17 protein-coding genes are annotated in these 19,229 nt (G+C 34.7%); 9 read left to right on the forward strand and 8 right to left on the reverse strand.

Annotation, left to right across the window (positions count from 1 at the left end):
- Positions 1–16: 16 nt before the first annotated feature.
- Both AC0LWJ_RS00715 and hemB read right to left on the reverse strand, forming a co-directional pair.
- Positions 17–589 carry a precorrin-2 dehydrogenase/sirohydrochlorin ferrochelatase family protein gene (locus AC0LWJ_RS00715; RefSeq protein WP_474238290.1) on the reverse strand — a complete coding sequence of 191 codons (573 nt, stop codon included), beginning with the start codon at positions 587–589 and terminating at the stop codon, positions 17–19.
- Positions 571–1,542: a porphobilinogen synthase gene (gene hemB, locus AC0LWJ_RS00720; protein ID WP_474238288.1), complete on the reverse strand. Its 972-nt coding sequence runs from the start codon at positions 1,540–1,542 to the stop codon at positions 571–573. Before hemB ends, AC0LWJ_RS00715 begins: the two co-directional genes overlap by 19 nt.
- Positions 1,543–1,942: 400 nt before the next feature.
- On the opposite strand from hemB, the gene nifJ reads away from it, so the two are divergent.
- The 9 genes from nifJ to AC0LWJ_RS00765 all read left to right on the forward strand — a co-directional run bounded on the left by nifJ (position 1,943) and on the right by AC0LWJ_RS00765 (position 14,898).
- Positions 1,943–5,470: a pyruvate:ferredoxin (flavodoxin) oxidoreductase gene (nifJ, locus tag AC0LWJ_RS00725; protein ID WP_474238398.1), complete on the forward strand. Its 3,528-nt coding sequence runs from the start codon at positions 1,943–1,945 to the stop codon at positions 5,468–5,470.
- A gap of 144 nt (positions 5,471–5,614) precedes the next feature.
- On the forward strand, positions 5,615–6,835 hold the full coding sequence (locus AC0LWJ_RS00730; protein ID WP_474238286.1) for an NADP-dependent isocitrate dehydrogenase: 1,221 nt from the start codon (positions 5,615–5,617) through the stop codon (positions 6,833–6,835).
- Positions 6,836–6,939: 104 nt separating this feature from the next.
- On the forward strand, positions 6,940–7,572 hold the full coding sequence (locus AC0LWJ_RS00735) for a cyclodeaminase/cyclohydrolase family protein (RefSeq protein WP_474238285.1): 633 nt from the start codon (positions 6,940–6,942) through the stop codon (positions 7,570–7,572).
- Positions 7,573–7,623: 51 nt separating this feature from the next.
- On the forward strand, positions 7,624–8,037 hold the full coding sequence (locus tag AC0LWJ_RS00740; RefSeq protein WP_474238283.1) for a cytidine deaminase: 414 nt from the start codon (positions 7,624–7,626) through the stop codon (positions 8,035–8,037).
- Positions 8,030–9,199 (forward strand): phosphopentomutase, encoded by a 1,170-nt coding sequence (locus tag AC0LWJ_RS00745; protein ID WP_474238281.1) that lies wholly within the window; start codon positions 8,030–8,032, stop codon positions 9,197–9,199. The genes AC0LWJ_RS00740 and AC0LWJ_RS00745 overlap by 8 nt, the downstream gene beginning before the upstream one ends.
- Before the next feature lie 23 nt (positions 9,200–9,222).
- Entirely contained in the window at positions 9,223–10,518 is a 1,296-nt protein-coding gene (locus tag AC0LWJ_RS00750) for a pyrimidine-nucleoside phosphorylase (protein ID WP_474238279.1), read from the forward strand.
- A 267-nt stretch (positions 10,519–10,785) separates the two neighbouring features.
- Positions 10,786–11,937, forward strand: coding sequence for a homocitrate synthase (nifV, locus tag AC0LWJ_RS00755; RefSeq protein WP_474238277.1), 1,152 nt, complete (start codon positions 10,786–10,788; stop codon positions 11,935–11,937).
- 23 nt (positions 11,938–11,960) lie between these two features.
- On the forward strand, positions 11,961–13,880 hold the full coding sequence (locus AC0LWJ_RS00760; protein ID WP_474238274.1) for an aconitate hydratase: 1,920 nt from the start codon (positions 11,961–11,963) through the stop codon (positions 13,878–13,880).
- A 130-nt stretch (positions 13,881–14,010) separates the two neighbouring features.
- Entirely contained in the window at positions 14,011–14,898 is an 888-nt protein-coding gene (locus tag AC0LWJ_RS00765) for a polysaccharide deacetylase family protein (RefSeq protein WP_474238395.1), read from the forward strand.
- Positions 14,899–14,914: 16 nt separating this feature from the next.
- Here the strand turns inward: AC0LWJ_RS00765 and panD are convergent, their stop codons facing one another.
- The 6 genes from panD to AC0LWJ_RS00795 all read right to left on the reverse strand — a co-directional run bounded on the left by panD (position 14,915) and on the right by AC0LWJ_RS00795 (position 19,054).
- Positions 14,915–15,262: an aspartate 1-decarboxylase gene (panD, locus tag AC0LWJ_RS00770; protein ID WP_474238272.1), complete on the reverse strand. Its 348-nt coding sequence runs from the start codon at positions 15,260–15,262 to the stop codon at positions 14,915–14,917.
- On the reverse strand, positions 15,262–16,113 hold the full coding sequence (gene panC / locus AC0LWJ_RS00775) for a pantoate--beta-alanine ligase (RefSeq protein WP_474238269.1): 852 nt from the start codon (positions 16,111–16,113) through the stop codon (positions 15,262–15,264). The genes panD and panC overlap by 1 nt, the downstream gene beginning before the upstream one ends.
- Positions 16,110–16,934 (reverse strand): 3-methyl-2-oxobutanoate hydroxymethyltransferase, encoded by an 825-nt coding sequence (panB, locus tag AC0LWJ_RS00780; RefSeq protein ID WP_474238266.1) that lies wholly within the window; start codon positions 16,932–16,934, stop codon positions 16,110–16,112. The genes panC and panB overlap by 4 nt, the downstream gene beginning before the upstream one ends.
- Positions 16,927–17,784, reverse strand: a complete 858-nt coding sequence (locus AC0LWJ_RS00785; protein WP_474238263.1) for a Rossmann-like and DUF2520 domain-containing protein — start codon at positions 17,782–17,784, stop codon at positions 16,927–16,929. The genes panB and AC0LWJ_RS00785 overlap by 8 nt, the downstream gene beginning before the upstream one ends.
- Positions 17,785–17,992: 208 nt before the next feature.
- Complete coding sequence (locus AC0LWJ_RS00790) at positions 17,993–18,367, reverse strand: DUF4363 family protein (RefSeq protein WP_474238392.1); 375 nt, start codon at positions 18,365–18,367, stop codon at positions 17,993–17,995.
- 12 nt (positions 18,368–18,379) lie between these two features.
- Entirely contained in the window at positions 18,380–19,054 is a 675-nt protein-coding gene (locus AC0LWJ_RS00795; protein WP_474238261.1) for a YetF domain-containing protein, read from the reverse strand.
- Positions 19,055–19,229 lie beyond the last annotated feature (175 nt).

The raw sequence follows: 19,229 nt of genomic DNA on the forward strand, positions 1-19,229 counted from the left end.
AGCACATCTCAAGATGTTACTGAAATAATCCGCTTTTATCAATAATTTTTCTGTATGTTTTAATTTTATCTTCTTCTGCTAAGTCGCTCTCTTTAAGTCTGTTTCTCATTTTTTCAAGTTCTTTAAGCAGCAGTTCATATTCCTCTGTAAACTGTTTTTCCAGTTTCTCCCTTATCATTCTGGTGAGTAGAGGGCTTTTGCCATTTGTGGATATGGATATTGTTATATCTCCTTTTGCAACAACGGAGGGTACTATAAATGTGGATAATTCCTTGTCATCAACGACGTTTACAGGAATATTATATTTTTGGCAATCAGATGCAACTCGCTTATTAGTCTTTCTATCGTCTGTCGCAACAATTACAATATTGTATCCTTTAACATCATCATCAAAATAACAGCGTTCAATCACATCTATTTTTCCTTCATTGTACAACATATATATGTCTTTTTTAAATGCCTGTGAAATTACGGTAACCTTAGCACCGCATTTTAACAATGAGGATATTTTTCTTAATGCAACATTCCCGCCGCCAACGACAAGACATTTTTTATCCTTAATATTCATCATTACAGGGTAGTAATCCATTTTGCAACATCCTTTGCAAAGTATGTTATTATTATATCTGCTCCTGCTCTTTTAATTGAGGTAAGGGACTCCATAATAGAGCTATCATCAAGCCAGCCATTTTTAACAGCAGCTTTTAACATTGAATATTCCCCGCTTACATTGTATGCTGCAACAGGGATATTAAAGGAATCTTTTGCCCTTCTTATTATATCAAGGTATGGAAGTGCAGGTTTTACCATTATGATGTCCGCCCCCTCCTCTATATCAAGTGCAATCTCCCTTAAGGCTTCATCAGAATTAGCCGGATCCATCTGGTATGATTTTCTATCTCCAAATTTAGGTGCGGATTCTGCCGCCTCTCTAAATGGACCATAAAATGCCGAGGCGTATTTAGCGCTATATGCCATAATAGGAGTGTTTGTATATCCATTTGCATCAAGTGCTTGTCTTATTGCTCCGATACGTCCATCCATCATATCAGATGGCGCTATAATATCTGCACCAGCTTTTACATGGGATAGGGATATCTTACCCAGATAATCTATCGTTTCATCATTTACTACATAATTATTTTTTATTATACCGCAGTGCCCATGACTTGTATATTCACACATACATACATCCGTAACAACGATTATTTGCGGTACTGCTTTTTTTATTTCTCGTACAGCCCTCTGGATTATTCCGTCATCAGCGTATGCTTCGGAGGCAAGTTCATCCTTATGCGATGGTATACCGAACAGCAATACAGCTGGAATTCCCAAAGCATCTACCTCTCTTACTTCATTTATAAGGTTATCTATAGAAAAATGATAAACACCCGGCATGGAGTCAATTTCTTCTTTAATACTATTGCCAGGTACAACAAATAGTGGATAAATAAGGTTTTTTATTTCAATGGTTGTTTCACTGACCATCTCTCTTATGGTTTTATTTATTCTTAATCTTCTCGGCCTTTTTATTAAGTTCACATGAATCGCCCCTTTAAGTATAATCTACAAATATATTATATCACTTTTCATGAAACTCTCAAAAGTAAGAGAATTCATTTTCAGAAAATCATTAGATATAGAATGGTTATATTATAATAAAAATTGCAAGAAGGTAAAAAAAATATTTCACTTTTTTTTTACTTATGATATAATAAAATTAAAGTCTAATTTAAACCCTATATATACATAAAATCGGTCATGGTTCAAAAATAATGTTGCTATTATACTTATAAAAAATTATACTCTTAGGTATTATAATAAGTATACGCTGATTATAATATATAGGTTTTAAGCGAAAGAAAGGGGAGTTAATATGAGTGAAGCTATGAAAAAAATGTATGACATTATAGAAGAAGAAGGACGGAATGATGAAGTGAAAATGACTAAAGTTATGAAAACAATGGATGGCAATGCTGCCGCTGCACATATAGCATATGCTTTTACAGAAGTTGCTGCTATATATCCAATTACACCATCATCACCAATGGCTGAACATGTTGATGAATGGAGTGCTCATGGAAGAAAGAATATATTTGGGCAGGAGGTTAAAGTTGTTGAAATGCAGTCAGAAGGAGGTGCTGCAGGCGCAGTACATGGTTCGCTTGCTGCAGGTGCCTTAACCACAACATTTACTGCATCACAGGGCTTATTATTAATGATTCCAAATATGTACAAAATTGCTGGTGAGCTATTGCCTGGTGTATTTCATGTAACTGCTCGTTCACTTGCATCACATGCACTTTCAATATTCGGAGACCACTCTGATGTTATGGCTTGCCGTCAGACAGGTTTTGCTATGCTTTCATCGGGCAGTGTACAAGAAGTAATGGACCTTGCCGGCATTGCACATTTATCAGCAATCAAGGGAAGAGTTCCATTTCTTCATTTCTTTGATGGTTTCAGAACATCCCATGAACTTCAAAAAATAGAAGTATTGGATTATGAAGACCTTAAAAGCCTTCTTGATTATGAAGCATTAAAAGCATACAAAAAAAGGGCTTTGAATCCCGAACATCCTGTATTAAGGGGAACAGCACAGAATCCCGATATATTTTTCCAGGGGAAAGAAGCTTCAAACACTTATTACAATGCAATACCTGAAATAGTAGAAGAATACATGAAAGAAATAAGCAGATTAACAGGCAGGGAGTACAAGCTGTTTAATTACTATGGTGCTCCTGATGCTGAAAGAATTATAATAGCAATGGGCTCAGTAACAGAAACAATTGAGGAAACAATTGATTACTTGCTTAAAAAGGGTGAAAAGGTCGGTGTTGTTAAGGTTCATCTTTACAGACCATTCTCAATTAAACATTTACTTAATATAATGCCAAAAACAGTTAAGAAAATAGCTGTACTTGACAGGACAAAGGAACCAGGTGCATCAGGTGAACCATTGTATAAAGATGTATGTACCGCCTTCTTCGAAAGCAAATTAACACCTGTAATTGTAGGTGGACGTTATGGACTTGGTTCAAAAGATACGACACCTGCACAAATATTAGCAGTATACGAAAATTTGAAATCAGATACGCCAAAAAATAATTTCACCATAGGTATTGTAGACGATGTTACAAATACATCTCTAAAGATAGGTGAAGAAATTGAAACATCCCCTGAGGGAACTATTAGCTGCAAATTTTGGGGTTTTGGTTCTGATGGTACTGTTGGCGCAAACAAGAATGCGATTAAAATTATCGGTGATAACACGGATATGTATGCACAGGCATATTTCGCATATGATTCAAAAAAATCAGGTGGAGTAACAATATCACATTTAAGATTTGGTAAAAAGCCCATAAGGTCCACATACCTTATTAATAATGCAGACTTCATAGCATGTCACAAGCAAACCTATGTTTATAGTTATAACCTGCTTGCAGGTCTTAAAAAAGGAGGTACCTTCCTTTTAAATTGTACATGGAACAAGGATGAACTTGACGAAAAGTTACCTGCATCATTAAAGAAATACTTGGCTCAAAATAATATAAAATTTTATATAATTGATGCTGTAAAAATTGCAAAGGAATTGGGGCTTGGTACAAGAATCAATATGATAATGCAGTCGGCTTTCTTTAAACTTGCAAATATCATTCCGATTGAAGATGCGGTAAAACACTTAAAGAAAGCAATAGATGATACTTATGGTCATAAAGGGGATAAGATTCTCAATATGAACTATGCTGCTGTTGAGCGTGGTATCGAATCACTTGTAAAGGTTGATATACCTGCTTCATGGGCAAATGCTGTTGATAAAGTTAAAGAAGAACGAAAAGTACCCGATTTTATTAAAAATATTGCAGATGTTATGAATAGACAAGAGGGCGACAAACTACCTGTAAGTACATTTGTTGGTATGGAAGATGGAACATTCCCGCTTGGTACTACGGCATATGAAAAACGTGGAATAGCTATTGATGTACCTGAATGGCAGATGGAAAACTGCATACAGTGTAATCAGTGCTCATACGTGTGCCCGCATGCAGTTATAAGACCTTTCTTATTAAATGAGGAAGAGGTTAAAAATGCTCCTTCTGGATTTGAATCTAAAAAGGCTACCGGTAAGGGCTTTGAAGGATTAAACTTCAGGATTCAAATAAGCGTACTTGATTGTACCGGCTGTGGTGTTTGTGCAAACATATGCCCTGCAAAGGAAAAAGCACTAATTATGAAACCAATTGAAACTCAATTAGATCAAGCTGCAAACTGGGAATATGCCATGACTCTTTCACATAAGGAAAACCCAATGAATAAAGAAACTGTAAAAGGAAGTCAGTTTGAACAACCCTTATTAGAATTTTCAGGCGCATGTGCAGGCTGTGGCGAAACACCATATGCAAAGCTCATAACGCAATTATTCGGTGACAGGATGATGATAGCTAACGCAACAGGTTGTTCATCAATATGGGGCGGCAGTGCACCATCAATACCATATACAACAAACAATGAAGGATATGGTCCTGCATGGGCTAACTCGCTGTTTGAAGATAATGCAGAGTTTGGCTTTGGGATGTATCTTGCCGTAAAACAGCAGAGAAATAAAATTGCTGATTTAATAAATGAGGTACTTCAATTTGACATAACATCTGAGCTTAAGAATGCATTGAGATTATGGCTTGACAATATGAATAATGCAAGAGAATCGAAAAGAGCAGCATTAACAATCTTGCCTCTTATAGAGAACTATAAGACAGATAATGCAAAAATAAAGGATATTCTCAATGAAATATATGATAGAAGAGAATACTTGATAAAAAAATCCCAGTGGATATTTGGCGGTGACGGCTGGGCATATGATATCGGATTTGGTGGTCTTGACCATGTACTTGCATCAGGTGAAGACGTAAATGTACTTGTATTAGACACTGAAGTTTACTCAAATACAGGCGGACAGTCTTCTAAAGCAACTCCTTTAGGTGCTGTTGCACAATTTGCTGCAGCTGGTAAAAGCATTGGAAAGAAAGACCTTGGAAGAATCGCCATGAGCTATGGATATGTATATGTTGCACAGGTTGCCATGGGGGCAAATCCGAACCAGTTAATCAAGGCGTTAGTTGAAGCTGAAAGCTATCCGGGTCCTTCCCTTATAATAGCATATGCTCCTTGTATCAACCATGGTATTAAGTTGGGTATGAGCTGTAGCCAAATCGAAGAAAAGAAAGCCGTAGAGGCTGGTTACTGGCATTTATATAGGTACAACCCGCTTCTCAAGATAGAGGGTAAAAATCCATTTGTACTTGATTCAAAAGCACCAAACCTATCATATAAAGACTTTCTGATGGGAGAAGTCCGTTATTCGGCGCTTGAAAAGACCTTTCCTGAAAGAGCGAAAAAACTCTTTGAAGAAGCGGAAAAACTTGCAAGAGAAAAATACGAAATATATGAGAAGCTTGCAAAGCAAGAATAAAAATGGAGGGTTTCCTCCATTTTTTATTGTAAATCCATAGTATGATTCACAAGTTTTCTTGTTTATATTTAAAAAAAGATATACAATAATCAGTGTAAGCTTATTTATAGAAGTGTATAAATTCTTAGTAAAGGGGACACAGAGATGAAGGAAAAAATAAAAATGAACATCCCTCTCGTAGAGATGGACGGGGATGAAATGACAAGAATTATATGGAAAATGATAAAAGAAATATTGATTAATCCCTATATAGACCTTAAAACAGAATATTATGATTTATCTCTTAAAAACAGAGATGCAACGGACGACCAGGTTACAATAGATGCGGCAAATGCCATTAAAAAATACGGTGTTGGTGTGAAATGTGCTACAATAACTCCAAATGCACAAAGAATGGAGGAATATAAGCTTAAAAAAATGTGGAAAAGCCCTAATGGTACAATAAGAGCCATACTTGATGGAACTGTTTTTAGAACCCCTATTCTTGTTGACAACATAAAACCATTAATCAAAACATGGGAAAAACCCATCACAATAGCAAGACATGCATATGGGGATATATACAGGGATATAGAATATCGTGTTGAAGCTTCTGCAAAATCAGAACTTGTAACAACATATAAAAATGGCGAAACAGTAAAACAAACAATATATGAATTTGATGGACCCGGGATAATACTGGGGATGTACAATCTTGACAGCTCAATTGAAAGCTTTGCAAGGGCTTGTTTTAATTATGCCCTTGATACAAAACAAAATCTGTGGTTTGCAACAAAGGATACAGTATCTAAAACATATGACCATAGATTCAAAGACATATTTCAAAAAATATTTGAAAATGAATATAAGGACAAATTTAAAAATAATGGTATTGATTATTTTTATACATTAATAGATGATGCTGTTGCAAGAATTGTCAGGTCAAATGGGGGTATGGTATGGGCATGCAAAAACTATGATGGTGATGTAATGTCAGATATGGTAGCAACAGTTTTTGGAAGTCTTGCCATGATGACATCAGTCTTGGTATCACCTGACGGTAATTATGAGTTTGAAGCTGCACATGGTACGGTTACAAGACATTATTATAAATATTTAAATGGTGAAGAAACCTCTACAAATCCTATGGCAACTATATTTGCATGGACCGGTGCATTAAAAAAGCGGGGAGAATTAGATGATATACATACACTTATCGAGTATGCAAATGCTCTTGAAAGAGCCTCAATAAAAACCGTTGAAGAAGGGACCTTGACAAAAGACCTTGCAGCATTATCTGATATACCAAATAAAAATGTCGTAAATACTGAAAAATTTTTACTGAAAATTAAAGAAAACCTTAATTCTATATTCAAAAATAAATAGTAGACATGGACTGCTATTTATTTTAATGTGCCTTTTGCTTTTGGCGCAAAATATTTATATGATATAATTTAAAAAAGAAAAAATTTGTCAAGGGAGATGATCCTGTGTTTTCTGAGAAAACAATAAAAGAATATCTCAAGGAGGTAGCATCACCTTCTCCGTTTCCAGGATGCGGCAGTGTTTCGGCTGTAGCAGCTGGACTTGGAATTGCATTATCATCTATGGTTTACAATCTGACAATAGGGAAAAAATTTTATGAAGAATATGACGGCGATTTGAAAGACAAAATTGAAAACGGTCTTAAAATTAGCAGCAGATTATTTGGAGAATACATAAAGCTGATAGATGAAGATATTGCTGCATATGAGAATGTATTTAAGATTATGACGGCAAAAGAAAATGAGAATCAAAAGGAGTTAAAACAAAAGGAATTGGAGAAAGCTTATATCAAAGCCATAGATGTACCTCTAAAACTTGCAAGGCTTTGCGATGAGGGTTTAGTTCCTATATTACTTATAGCCCAGTATGGAAATCAAAATGCTGTTGCAGATGCTGCTGTTGGTGCAGTTTTGCTTTATGCTGCTATGCAGAGTGCTGTTATAATTGTAAAGACGAATATATCAAATATTACAGATAAAAAAATGGTTGAAGATGTTTTGAAAGAATGTGATGACTTATTAAAAAAATATGAGCCTATTAAAGACGAGATAATCAATATTTCCTTAAAAGGCATGTAATTATTAAAGATTTATAAGGCATAAAAAATAAAAAAAGGAAGGAATGGTATCATGGAATATGACAGTCTTATAAAAATAGCAAAAGAGGCAAGGAATATGGCATATGCACCATATTCGAATTTTAAAGTAGGGGCATGTTGCATAGCTGAAAATGGGAATATATACAAAGGATGTAATATTGAAAATGCATCATACGGACTCTCAAATTGTGCTGAAAGGACTGCTCTATTTAATGCATATTCAAACGGAGATACTAAACTGAAAGCATTAGCGGTTGTGGCTGATACGGAAAAACCTATATCACCATGCGGTGCATGCAGACAGGTGATATATGAACTTGGGGGAGAAGACATTGATGTAATCATGGGGAATTTAAAAGGGGAGTATATAATAAAAAAATCTAAGGATTTGCTGCCGGGAGCATTTTCTTCAAAGAATTTATCCATGAGGCGCTGGTATGTTTAAAAAAATTATACTTATTGTTTTAGACAGCGTCGGAGTTGGTGAAGCACCGGATGCATATAAATATGGTGATGAAGGTTCTGATACATTGGGACATGTTTATGAAAGAACCGGTGTAAAACTGCCAAACATGGAAAAACTTGGGCTTTGCAATATACTACAATTAAAAAATGCACCGGGAAATCCTGAAGTTATCGGTGGGTATGGAAAAATGACTGAAAGGTCCTGTGGAAAGGATACAACAACAGGACATTGGGAAATAGCGGGTTTATGGATTAAAAATGCTTTTCCGACATTTCCACATGGATTTCCTGATGAAGTAATAAAACCCTTTGAAGAAAAAATCGGAAGAAAAATTATTGGCAATAAGGTTGCATCAGGTACTGAGATAATAAAGGAACTTGGAGAAGAGCATATGAAAACGGGGTATCCTATTGTATATACATCTGCAGACAGCGTTTTTCAAATAGCGGCACATGAAAATATAATTCCTCTAAAGGAACTTTATCAAATATGTGGTATTGCCAGGGAAATTTTAACCGGAGATTTTGCGGTAGGAAGGGTAATTGCAAGACCCTTTACAGGAAAACCCGGTAATTTTGTGAGGACAGAAAATAGAAGGGATTTTTCTATTAAACCCTTTAAACCGACAATTCTTGATATTTTGAAAAAGGCAGGATATGAGGTATTTGCTATTGGAAAGATTGATGATATTTTTGCAGGATGTGGTATTACAGGAAAAGCCCATACGACTAATAATAAGGATGGAATTGAAACAACTATAATAGCGGTTAGTAAGGTCAGAAGAGGGCTTATATTTACGAACCTTGTCGATTTTGATATGTTGTATGGTCATAGAAATGATCCTGAGGGATATGCAGCTGCACTTAAATATTTTGATGATAGACTGCCTGATATAATGTCAGCATTGACTGATGAGGATTTATTAATAATTACCGCAGACCATGGGAATGACCCAACAACTGAAAGTACAGACCACTCAAGAGAGTATGTGCCTTTACTTGTATATAGCCCTGCCATGAAGCATGGTGTTAACCTTGGTATCAGGGAGACATTTTCGGATATTGCTGCAACAATAGCTGAGATATTCAATGTAAAAAATACAGGTTATGGACTATCTTTCCTGAATGAACTACCTTTATAAAATAACGGGGGAGGTATATATATATGCGTATGTACGACCTTATCATGAAAAAACGGGATGGCGGAATACTAAGTAAAGAAGAAATTAATTTTATAATATCCTCATATACAAAAGATTATCTGCCGGATTATCAGATGAGTGCTCTTTTAATGGCGATATACTTTAATGGCATGAGTCCGGGAGAGACTGCAGATTTGACAATGGCAATGGCATATTCCGGTGAAATAATGGATTTATCAAATATAAAAGGAATAAAAGTTGATAAGCATTCCACAGGTGGTGTTGCTGATACAACAACCCTTGTATTAGCTCCACTTGTTGCAGCATGTGGTGTACCTGTTGCAAAAATGTCCGGAAGAGGGCTTGGACATACCGGTGGTACAATAGATAAGCTTGAATCAATACCAGGTATGAGGGTTGAACTTTCTAAAGAAGAATTTATTAATAATATAAATAAATATGGCATTGCAGTGATGGGTCAATCCGGCAATATTGCACCGGCAGATAAAAAGATATATGCATTAAGAGATGTTACGGCAACAGTTGATTCTATTCCTCTTATAGCAAGTTCCATCATGAGCAAAAAAATTGCTGCAGGAGCCGACGGTATAGTGCTGGATGTAAAGGTTGGGCGTGGAGCATTTATGAAAGACCTTGATAGTGCTAAAAAACTATCAAATCTAATGGTTGATATAGGAAATTTGGTAGGAAAAAAAACCATTGCACATATTACCAATATGGATCAGCCTCTGGGGCTTGCAATAGGCAATTCTCTTGAAGTTGCTGAAGCGATAGAGGTATTAAAAGGACACGGCTCAAAAGATTTGTTGGAGGTTTGCATGACTCTTGGCATAGATATGCTTAAAGTAGCCGGCATTGTTAAAAATGATGATAAGGCAAAAGAAATGTTGAATAATGCTTTGAAAAGCGGGATAGCCTTAAAAAAATTCAAAGAATTCATAAAAGCACAGGGAGGTGATGAAAGGGTAGTTGATGATATTACACTTTTGCCACAGGCAAAATTTGTAGAGGAATGGACTGCCGATAAAGAAGTTTATATAAAGGATTTACCGGCTTTTGAATTAGGGCTTATAGCAATGAAGCTTGGAGCAGGACGTGAAAGGAAAGAAGATGTTATAGACCTTTCTGTTGGAATTATGCTCGGCGGTAAAACAGGGGATGTTATTAAGAAGGGTTATCCGATAGCAACGGTATATGCAAATAACAAGGATAGGCTTGATTGGGCAATTGAGAATTTAAAAAGGTGTATAGTACTTTCAGATGAATTTGTTGAAAGGCCTTCGTTAATATATACATAACGTTGAAAAAAATCAATGAAATAATAGAATATGAAGTAAATATTGCAAAATAATTCGTGATGGTAAACAGCCGAATGATGCGAAGTAAAACAAGATATCTTGAAATATACATAAAAAGAACAATATATGATTTGCAATAGGCAGATTTGAAAGAATCCGCCTATTGCAATTTCAGATATTCAGAAATGCAAAAACTATTGACTTTATCTAAGTAAATGCATAGAATATATACATAAGTATTTTTTAAAAAGTGAAGGAGGAAGCACGGTGAAATTCATTAGAGAGAACAATAAGCTTTATATTGTTGATACTACATTAAGAGATGGTGAACAAACTGCAGGCGTAGTATTCGCAAACAGTGAAAAGATAAGGATTGCGAAGATGCTTGATGAGATAGGCGTTAACCAATTAGAAGTCGGCATACCGGCTATGGGCGGTGATGAGAAAGAAACAATTGCAAAAATTGCAAGGTTGGGATTAAATGCTAGCATAATGGCATGGAACAGAGCTGTTATAAAAGATATTAAAGAATCCTTAGAGTGTGGTGTTGATGCTGTTGCAATTTCAATCTCCACATCAGATATCCATATAGAACATAAGCTAAAAACATCGAGGCAATGGGTGCTTGATCATATGACAGAAGCAGTTGCTTTTGCAAAAAAGGAAGGTGTATATATTTCTGTAAATGCAGAAGATGCATCAAGAACAGATATAAACTTTCTTATAGAATTTGCAAAATGTGCAAAACAGGCAGGGGCGGATAGGCTGAGGTTCTGTGATACGGTTGGTATTTTAGATCCGTTTGAAACATATGAAAAAATCAAAGCTGTAAAAGAAGCAACAGATATTGATATTGAAATGCATACGCACAATGATTTTGGAATGGCTACTGCAAATGCATTAGCAGGTATAAAAGCAGGAGCAAATTTTGTTGGAGTTACGGTTAACGGTCTTGGAGAAAGAGCTGGTAATGCTGCTCTTGAAGAAGTTGTAATGGCATTAAAGTATGTTTATAAACGAGACCTTGGAATAGATACGAAAAAATTCAGAGAATTATCCGAATATGTTTCAGCTGCATCTGGAAGACAGCTTCCTTCATGGAAAGCAATTGTTGGAACAAATGTATTTGCACATGAATCTGGTATTCATGTCGATGGTGCACTTAAAAATCCACAGACATACGAGATATACAATCCTGATGAGGTTGGTCTTGAACGTCAGATAGTAATTGGGAAACATTCAGGTACGGCGGCACTTGTAAATAAATTCAAGGAATATGGAAGAGTACTTCCTGAGTCTGAGGCGCAGGAGTTGCTACCATATGTTAGAAGTTTATCAATCCAATTAAAGAGATGTCTTTTTGATAAGGAATTAATATATCTATATGAGGAGCACATTTTAAATAAAAAAGTGATTTAATTTTTAACATAGGAGGAAAATCAATGAATATTGCTGAAAAAATATTATCATCACATATTGTTGAAGGCGATATGGTAAAAGGTCATGAAATTGCGATAAAAATCGATCAAACACTTACTCAAGATTCAACAGGCACAATGGCGTATTTGCAATTAGAAGCACTTGGTATTGACAGGGTTAAGACTGAGCTTTCTGTGGCATATGTGGATCACAATATGTTACAGGAAGGTTTTGAAAATGCTGATGACCATAAGTTTATACAAACAATTGCGGCAAAATATGGTATTTATTTCTCAAGACCGGGTAATGGTATCTGTCATCAGGTCCACCTTGAAAGGTTTGGAAAACCAGGCAAAACCCTACTTGGTTCAGACAGTCATACACCTACAGGCGGTGGTCTTGGAATGCTTGCAATAGGTGCAGGCGGTCTTGATGTTGCAATTGCTATGGCAGGAGAACCATACCGGATAATTATGCCAGAAATTGTCAATGTAAGGCTTACGGGTAAACTAAGGTCATGGGTATCTGCCAAAGATATAATACTTGAATTACTGAGAAGGCTGACAGTAAAAGGCGGAGTTGGCAAAATATTTGAATATTCAGGTGAAGGAGTCACAACATTATCTGTTCCTGAAAGAGCTACAATTGCAAATATGGGGGCAGAATTGGGTGCCACAACATCAATATTCCCATCTGATATAAGAACATATGAGTTTTTGAAAGCACAGAAACGGGAAGAGGATTTTGAGGCATTGACTGCAGATAATGATGCCCAATATGATGATATCGTTGAAATAAATCTTAATGAACTTGAACCGATGGTAGCACTTCCACACAGTCCGGATAATGTAAAAAAGGTAAAAGATGTTGGGAAAATCAAAGTTGATCAGGTTGCAATAGGTTCCTGTACAAATTCTTCTTATGCAGATATGATGAAGGTTGCTTCAATATTAAAAGGCGGGCTTGTTGCAGAAAACGTAAGTTTAGTTATTTCACCGGGTTCAAGACAGGTACTTAATATGCTTGCAGAGAACGGGGCATTAGCAGATTTGATAGCCGCAGGTGCAAGAATTCTTGAAAATGCATGCGGACCCTGTATAGGTATGGGGCAAGCACCGGCGACAAATGCGGTTTCACTGAGGACCTTCAATAGGAATTTCTATGGAAGATGCGGCACAAAAACTGCATCTGTATATCTTGTAAGTCCGGAAGTTGCTGCAGCTTCTGCATTATCCGGTTACTTAATAGATCCCAGAGAAATTGGCGATGCACCGGTTATAGCAGTACCTGATAGATTTAAAGTGAATGACAATATGATTATAAAGCCGCCGTCCGTTGATAAAAAAGAGGAGATAACAGTTGTAAGAGGTCCTAATATAAAGCCATTTCCTCTTAATAAGCCATTATCAGACATACAAAAAAGAGTGCTTATCAAGGTTGGTGACGATATTACAACAGATCATATAATGCCATCAAATGCCAAATTGCTTCCTTTAAGGTCAAATATTCCTGAGCTCTCGAAACATTGCTTCGAAACAATAGATGCGGATTTTTCAAAAAGAGCAATGGAATGGGGAGGCGGGATAATAGTAGGCGGCAATAACTATGGACAGGGTTCGAGTCGTGAACATGCAGCGTTAGCACCATTACAGTTATCTGTCAAAGCTGTTATAACAAAATCCTTTGCCAGAATACACAAGGCAAACCTTATAAATAGCGGGATACTGCCTTTAACCTTTGTGTCCTCAGATGATTATGACAATGTAGATCAGGGGGATTTACTCACGATAGAAAATGCAGCGGAACAGGTTAAAAAGGGTGGTACAATTACGATAAAAAATGAAACAAAAAATACAACATTTGAGGTTAATTTAGATGTTTCAGATAGAAATAGAGAAATTCTTTTAGCAGGAGGATTAATTAATTTTGTTAAAAATAAATAAAAAATGAAATTAAACTCTCCCTTCTCTGAGACAGAAAAATATTTTTTTAATTAATATAGGATTTTAAGGAAATGTGTAGAATTATAATAATAAGATATAAAACTATTGGAGGGAGAGTATTATTTTGTTTATGAAAAGAAATCTTAAGCTTTTTTCACTCCTTTTCTTAATAACATTAGTTATTATTTTAAAAGTCGGTAAAACTTCAAAAGATTTTAACGTAATGAATGTAGAAAAAAAATACAATACACATACCGATCTAAATAATACAACAGATAATCTTCCTGCTGAAAATACAATAACTGCTGATAATGAAGCAAAAGAAATACCTGTATTGATGTATCATCATCTGCTTAAAAGTTCTGACATTAAACAAAAAAATGATGCAATAGTTAGCGTTGAAGAGTTTGAAGAACAGATGAAGCTGCTGCATGATAATAATTATAAAACCGTATCTTTAGAAGAACTGCAGTTATTTTTAAAAGGTGATTTAAGATTACCTAAAAAGAGTGTTGTTATAACGTTTGACGATGGGTATTTAAGCAATTACACATATGCTTATCCGATTTTGAAAAAATATGGATTTAAAGCGGCTGTATTTGTTATTACCAGCAGAATTGAGAAAGAGTCTCATACATTTACACCAAACAAACTCCAATTTCTTAGCATGGAAGATATTGGAAGCTCCAAAGATGTTATTATGTATGGAGGTCATACCAATAATTTGCATGATGTTGTAAATGGTAAAACCCTTTTAATAAGAAGCAGTTCTGATGTTGCAGAAAAAGATTTAAAAACATGCAAGGATATATTAAATACTGAATATTTTGCATATCCTTATGGGCAATATACGGAAGAAACAATTAATATCTTGAATAAATTAGGCTATACAATGGCTTTTACAACACAGCAAGGGGATGTGAAAAAGGGAGACAATCCTTATACATTAAAGAGATATTTTGTTGGACCTGATACAACGATTGAAAGATTTAAAACCATAATAAATTTCAAAAAGTAGATAAAAAGAGCTGCACCTATACAGGGCAGTTCTTTTCATCTACAAAGACAATTTTAGGTTTGTAATTTATTGCTTCCATATCTTCCATAAGTGCATATGATATAATGATTACAATATCACCTTTCTGGCACAGTCTTGCAGCTGCACCATTAAGGCAGATAATGCCTGAATTTTCTTTCCCTTCTATTACATATGTTTCAAGTCTTGCTCCATTATTTATGTTTACAATCTGAACCTTTTCTCCGGGAATTATATTCGAAAGTTCCATAAGCTGTTTATCAATTGTAATGGAACCTTCATAATTGATATTTGCATCTGTTACTGTTGCTCTATGGATTTTTGATTTCATCATGATTCTCTGCATTATATTTTTTCACCCCATAGTAGATTATCTATTAATCTTGTTTTACCGATATAACATGCTATTGCAATAAGCGCTTTATCTTTAATTTCATTTAAATCCTCCAATGTGTAAGGATGTACACATGATACATATTGTATTTTACATAAAGGTTCTGTTGTCAATACTTCAATTACTTTATTGATTATATTTGAAGGATTTTTTTCATTTTTTAAAAGAAGTTTTTCGGCTTCCTTTAATGATTTGTGTAAAACCACTGCTGCTTTTCTTTCTTCCTCGTTTAAATAAATATTTCTTGAGCTCATGGCAAGACCATCCTTTTCTCTGATAATCGGAGCTTTAATGATCTCTATCGGAAAATTCAAATCCTCTACCATTTTTTTTATCACTGCAAGTTGTTGTGCATCTTTTTGCCCAAACACAGCTATATCAGGTGTAAATATGTTGAAAAGTTTAGATACTATCGTACATACACCTGTAAAATGACCGGGTCTGTATGCACCGCAGAGCTTATCTGTAAGTTTGTCTACACTTACTGATGTTAATATTTCATTTGGATACATTTCCTTGACTGAAGGTGTGAAACATAAGTCACAGCCTGTTTCTTTTAAAAGTTCAGCATCTCTATTCAGGTTCCTTGGATATTTTGCAAAATCTTCATTTTTCCCAAACTGAATTGGATTTACAAATATACTGACACAAACGAAATCCGAATACTGCTTTGCTTTTTTTACGAGGGAAAGATGTCCATTATGAAGATAACCCATTGTTGGCACAAGTCCTATTTTTTTTCCGGAAAGTCTGCACTCTGCAATTATCTCTCTCAGTTTACTTATTTTATCTATAATTATCATTTATTTTCTCTCTTTTCAGCTGTAAATGAATGTTCTTTTGAAGGAAAGCTTCCTGATTCTACATCATTTATATAATTTTTAAGACCATTTTTAATAATTTCATCTATATTTGCATATTGTTTTACAAATTTTGGTCTGTGTCCTTGAGTAATTCCCAGCATATCATGTGTAACAAGGATTTGACCATCGCAATAAGGTCCCGCACCTATTCCGATTGTAGGTATTGATATGCTTTCTGTAATATCTTTTGCCAGTTCTGATGGAACACATTCTAAAACAAGAGCGCAGATACCGGCTTCTTCTAAAGCTTTTGCATCCTTCATGATTTTTTTTGCTTTTTCCATATCTTTTCCTTGTATCTTATATCCTCCCAATTGATTTATGGATTGGGGCGTAAGTCCTAAATGTCCTATGACTGGAATGCATGCATCTACTATTAACTTTATAATAGGTGCTACTTCACAGCCGCCTTCAATTTTTATTGATTGCGCATTGCCTTCCGCAATAAGCCTTGCTGCATTTTGCATAGTGGTTTCTTTTGAAATAGAATAGGACATAAATGGCATATCTGCCATAACAAATGCCCTTTTTACACCTCGTGTTACGGCTTTTGTATGATGTACCATGTCATCCATGGTAACAGGTAATGTGCTTTCATATCCAAGAACAACCATTCCAAGTGAGTCGCCTACTAAAATCATGTCAATACCGCTTTCATCGAGTATTTTTGCGGTTGGGAAATCATATGCGGTAAGTGCGGTAATTTTCTTACCGGTTTGTTTATATTTTTTAAGTGTTGATACGGTTATTTTTTCATCCATTAAAAATATCCTCCATTTCTTTATATTTATTATATGGAAAATTTTCTATTTTTGAAGCTATATTAAGGGTCATTTTGCCAAGGGTCTTGTAAAGTTTAAGGATTTCCTCCTCTGAAATATTTTCAAGATGGAGTTTAATAGTATCTGTATCACCTCTTGCTACAGGACCTGATAATGAATTTAAGCATCCTTTTTCATTTATATTTTTTAAAGTTCCCTCCATAAGCGGAATAAGTACGTCAGGATACTTTTCAACAGGAAATCCTGAAGATTTAAGAATTGTTAAGCCTGCTTGCGTAAGTGTAACAAGGTAGTTTGATACCACAACACATGCAGCATGATAAAGGGGTTTATTGATATCACTAATGATTATGGGTTTTGCACCAATTTTTTCTGCTAAATATTTTCCTATACTTATTGCTATAGAATCACCCTCAATGGTAATATAAGATTCCGGCAGCAATGATATAGCAGCATTAATGGAGGGGCATGTTTGAACAGGATGTATAACCATTCCATGTCCGCCTATTTCACTTATTGGATTTAAAATTTTTAAGGTTATTGCGCCACTCAAATGTGCAAACACTTTATCTTTAATAAGATGTTTATATTTGATTAGTTCTTGTACTACATTATCTATTGAGATATCATTAGTGCTGATTATTATAACATCAGAATCCTTTAATATGGCATCATAATTGTCATAATATGCAGATTTTGTAAGTACTGCAGCATACTTTGCCGATTCGATATTTTTGCTTAAATACCCAGATACATAGACATTATTTTTTGATAATAGAAAGCCGAAACCACAACCTACCTTTCCAGCTCCGATAAAACCAATCTTCAATGCATCAGCCCCCTTGTTAAATTTAGGAAGATAATTAAAAAACCTTCCGGGAAATCAGAAGGTTTAGTAAGCTTTTTATCTTCCGTCCCGGTCAAATGATCCTGGCAGAGTAATACTGTATTAAATTAAAAAAATTTTAGTATGGTTCCACCTTGGGATACCATCAAATATAAAATAGCATTTAATTTAAATTTTGTCAATGTTAAAATCACAATATATTTTCCAAGATTAATTTTTCGCTTACAGGTATATGCTTAAATTTTTCATTTAAGGTTTTAAGTTCAGCAAGACTGAAATTTTTATTATTTGTATAGATATAGCTTTTTAATTTTGCTAAGGTTATATCTATTTCGTCTATTTCATTATGTTCGATTAAAATTGCCCATTTGCTGTTAGTTTTATTCCATGTTTTATCAAGTTTTTCGATCTTGTTTTTGGCACTGTCCCATTTTTCATTGTTTACATCCTTTTCTATGTTTATTATGGTATTGTTAAAATTCTGTGATGTAGTATTCAGGTAATTGTATGATGCTATATCAATTAATATGATTAATGCCACGATTATTGTTATTAAAGGTAACATATATTTCAACAGTTATTCCTCCCTTTTATATACAGTAAGGATATTATTAGGATCTAAGGATGCCAGTATAACATCCTTAATATTATCTACTTTCCACATTTTTAGCTGGTCATTAAGCATGTTTAAATCTATATTTGCATCTTTGATATTTTTTTCTATTATCTGCCCATCAATAATTATAGGTAATGGTAAGCCTTCATATTGAGGAGATAGGTTCAAATCTTCAGGATTTACCGGTCTCTTAGTGACTTTTGGTATAACACTTAAATTGCCGTTTGTCTCAAGTATTGCATATTCAACATCTGCTATATTAGGATATCCTGCAACCCTAAGCTCTTCAAGAAGGTCATTGATATTATATCTTTCCTGTTGAAGCTGTGATGTAATTATCTTGCCTTTTTTTATCAGGATAGCAGGTGTTCCGCATATGAGTGAACGGCATCTCAAGCTTTTCATGGAAATATATGATAAAAACAATTGAGATACCATTAATGTTAATATAGGTATTATTCCAGAAAGCAAAGGTATGCCTTTGTTCTGCATTGGGACAGCAACCAGGTCTGCTATCATAAGGGCAACAACAAATTCATATGGTTGAAGTTGACCTATTTGTTGTTTTCCCATTATTCTCATTACAACAACTACCATGAAATAAAGTATCAATGTACGAAAAAAAATGATAAGCATAATTTAACCCTTTCTTTTCAATATCATAATATATATTATTGAAAATATTTATATAGAATATGCATATAATATACTTTGTTAAATATATTTGCCGAATGTAAATTTTTCATTGTTAACGTTTCATGTTACTATATGATATGGTATGTAAATTTACAAACTGTTATAATATAATAAA

The organism is Aceticella sp. 75b-Ac (assembly GCF_056032965.2).

What these genes read in the sequence shown, in the direction of transcription:
- AC0LWJ_RS00715 (WP_474238290.1), bottom strand. Translation starts at nt 589, where the DNA reads ATGGATTACTACCCTGTAATGATGAATATTAAGGATAAAAAATGTCTT.
- nifJ (WP_474238398.1), top strand. Translation starts at nt 1,943, where the DNA reads ATGACTAAAGTTATGAAAACAATGGATGGCAATGCTGCCGCTGCACAT.
- AC0LWJ_RS00730 (WP_474238286.1), top strand. Translation starts at nt 5,615, where the DNA reads ATGAAGGAAAAAATAAAAATGAACATCCCTCTCGTAGAGATGGACGGG.
- AC0LWJ_RS00740 (WP_474238283.1), top strand. Translation starts at nt 7,624, where the DNA reads ATGGAATATGACAGTCTTATAAAAATAGCAAAAGAGGCAAGGAATATG.
- AC0LWJ_RS00745 (WP_474238281.1), top strand. Translation starts at nt 8,030, where the DNA reads ATGTTTAAAAAAATTATACTTATTGTTTTAGACAGCGTCGGAGTTGGT.
- AC0LWJ_RS00750 (WP_474238279.1), top strand. Translation starts at nt 9,223, where the DNA reads ATGCGTATGTACGACCTTATCATGAAAAAACGGGATGGCGGAATACTA.
- AC0LWJ_RS00760 (WP_474238274.1), top strand. Translation starts at nt 11,961, where the DNA reads ATGAATATTGCTGAAAAAATATTATCATCACATATTGTTGAAGGCGAT.
- AC0LWJ_RS00765 (WP_474238395.1), top strand. Translation starts at nt 14,011, where the DNA reads ATGAAAAGAAATCTTAAGCTTTTTTCACTCCTTTTCTTAATAACATTA.
- panD (WP_474238272.1), bottom strand. Translation starts at nt 15,262, where the DNA reads ATGCAGAGAATCATGATGAAATCAAAAATCCATAGAGCAACAGTAACA.
- panC (WP_474238269.1), bottom strand. Translation starts at nt 16,113, where the DNA reads ATGATAATTATAGATAAAATAAGTAAACTGAGAGAGATAATTGCAGAG.
- panB (WP_474238266.1), bottom strand. Translation starts at nt 16,934, where the DNA reads ATGGATGAAAAAATAACCGTATCAACACTTAAAAAATATAAACAAACC.
- AC0LWJ_RS00790 (WP_474238392.1), bottom strand. Translation starts at nt 18,367, where the DNA reads ATGTTACCTTTAATAACAATAATCGTGGCATTAATCATATTAATTGAT.
- AC0LWJ_RS00795 (WP_474238261.1), bottom strand. Translation starts at nt 19,054, where the DNA reads ATGCTTATCATTTTTTTTCGTACATTGATACTTTATTTCATGGTAGTT.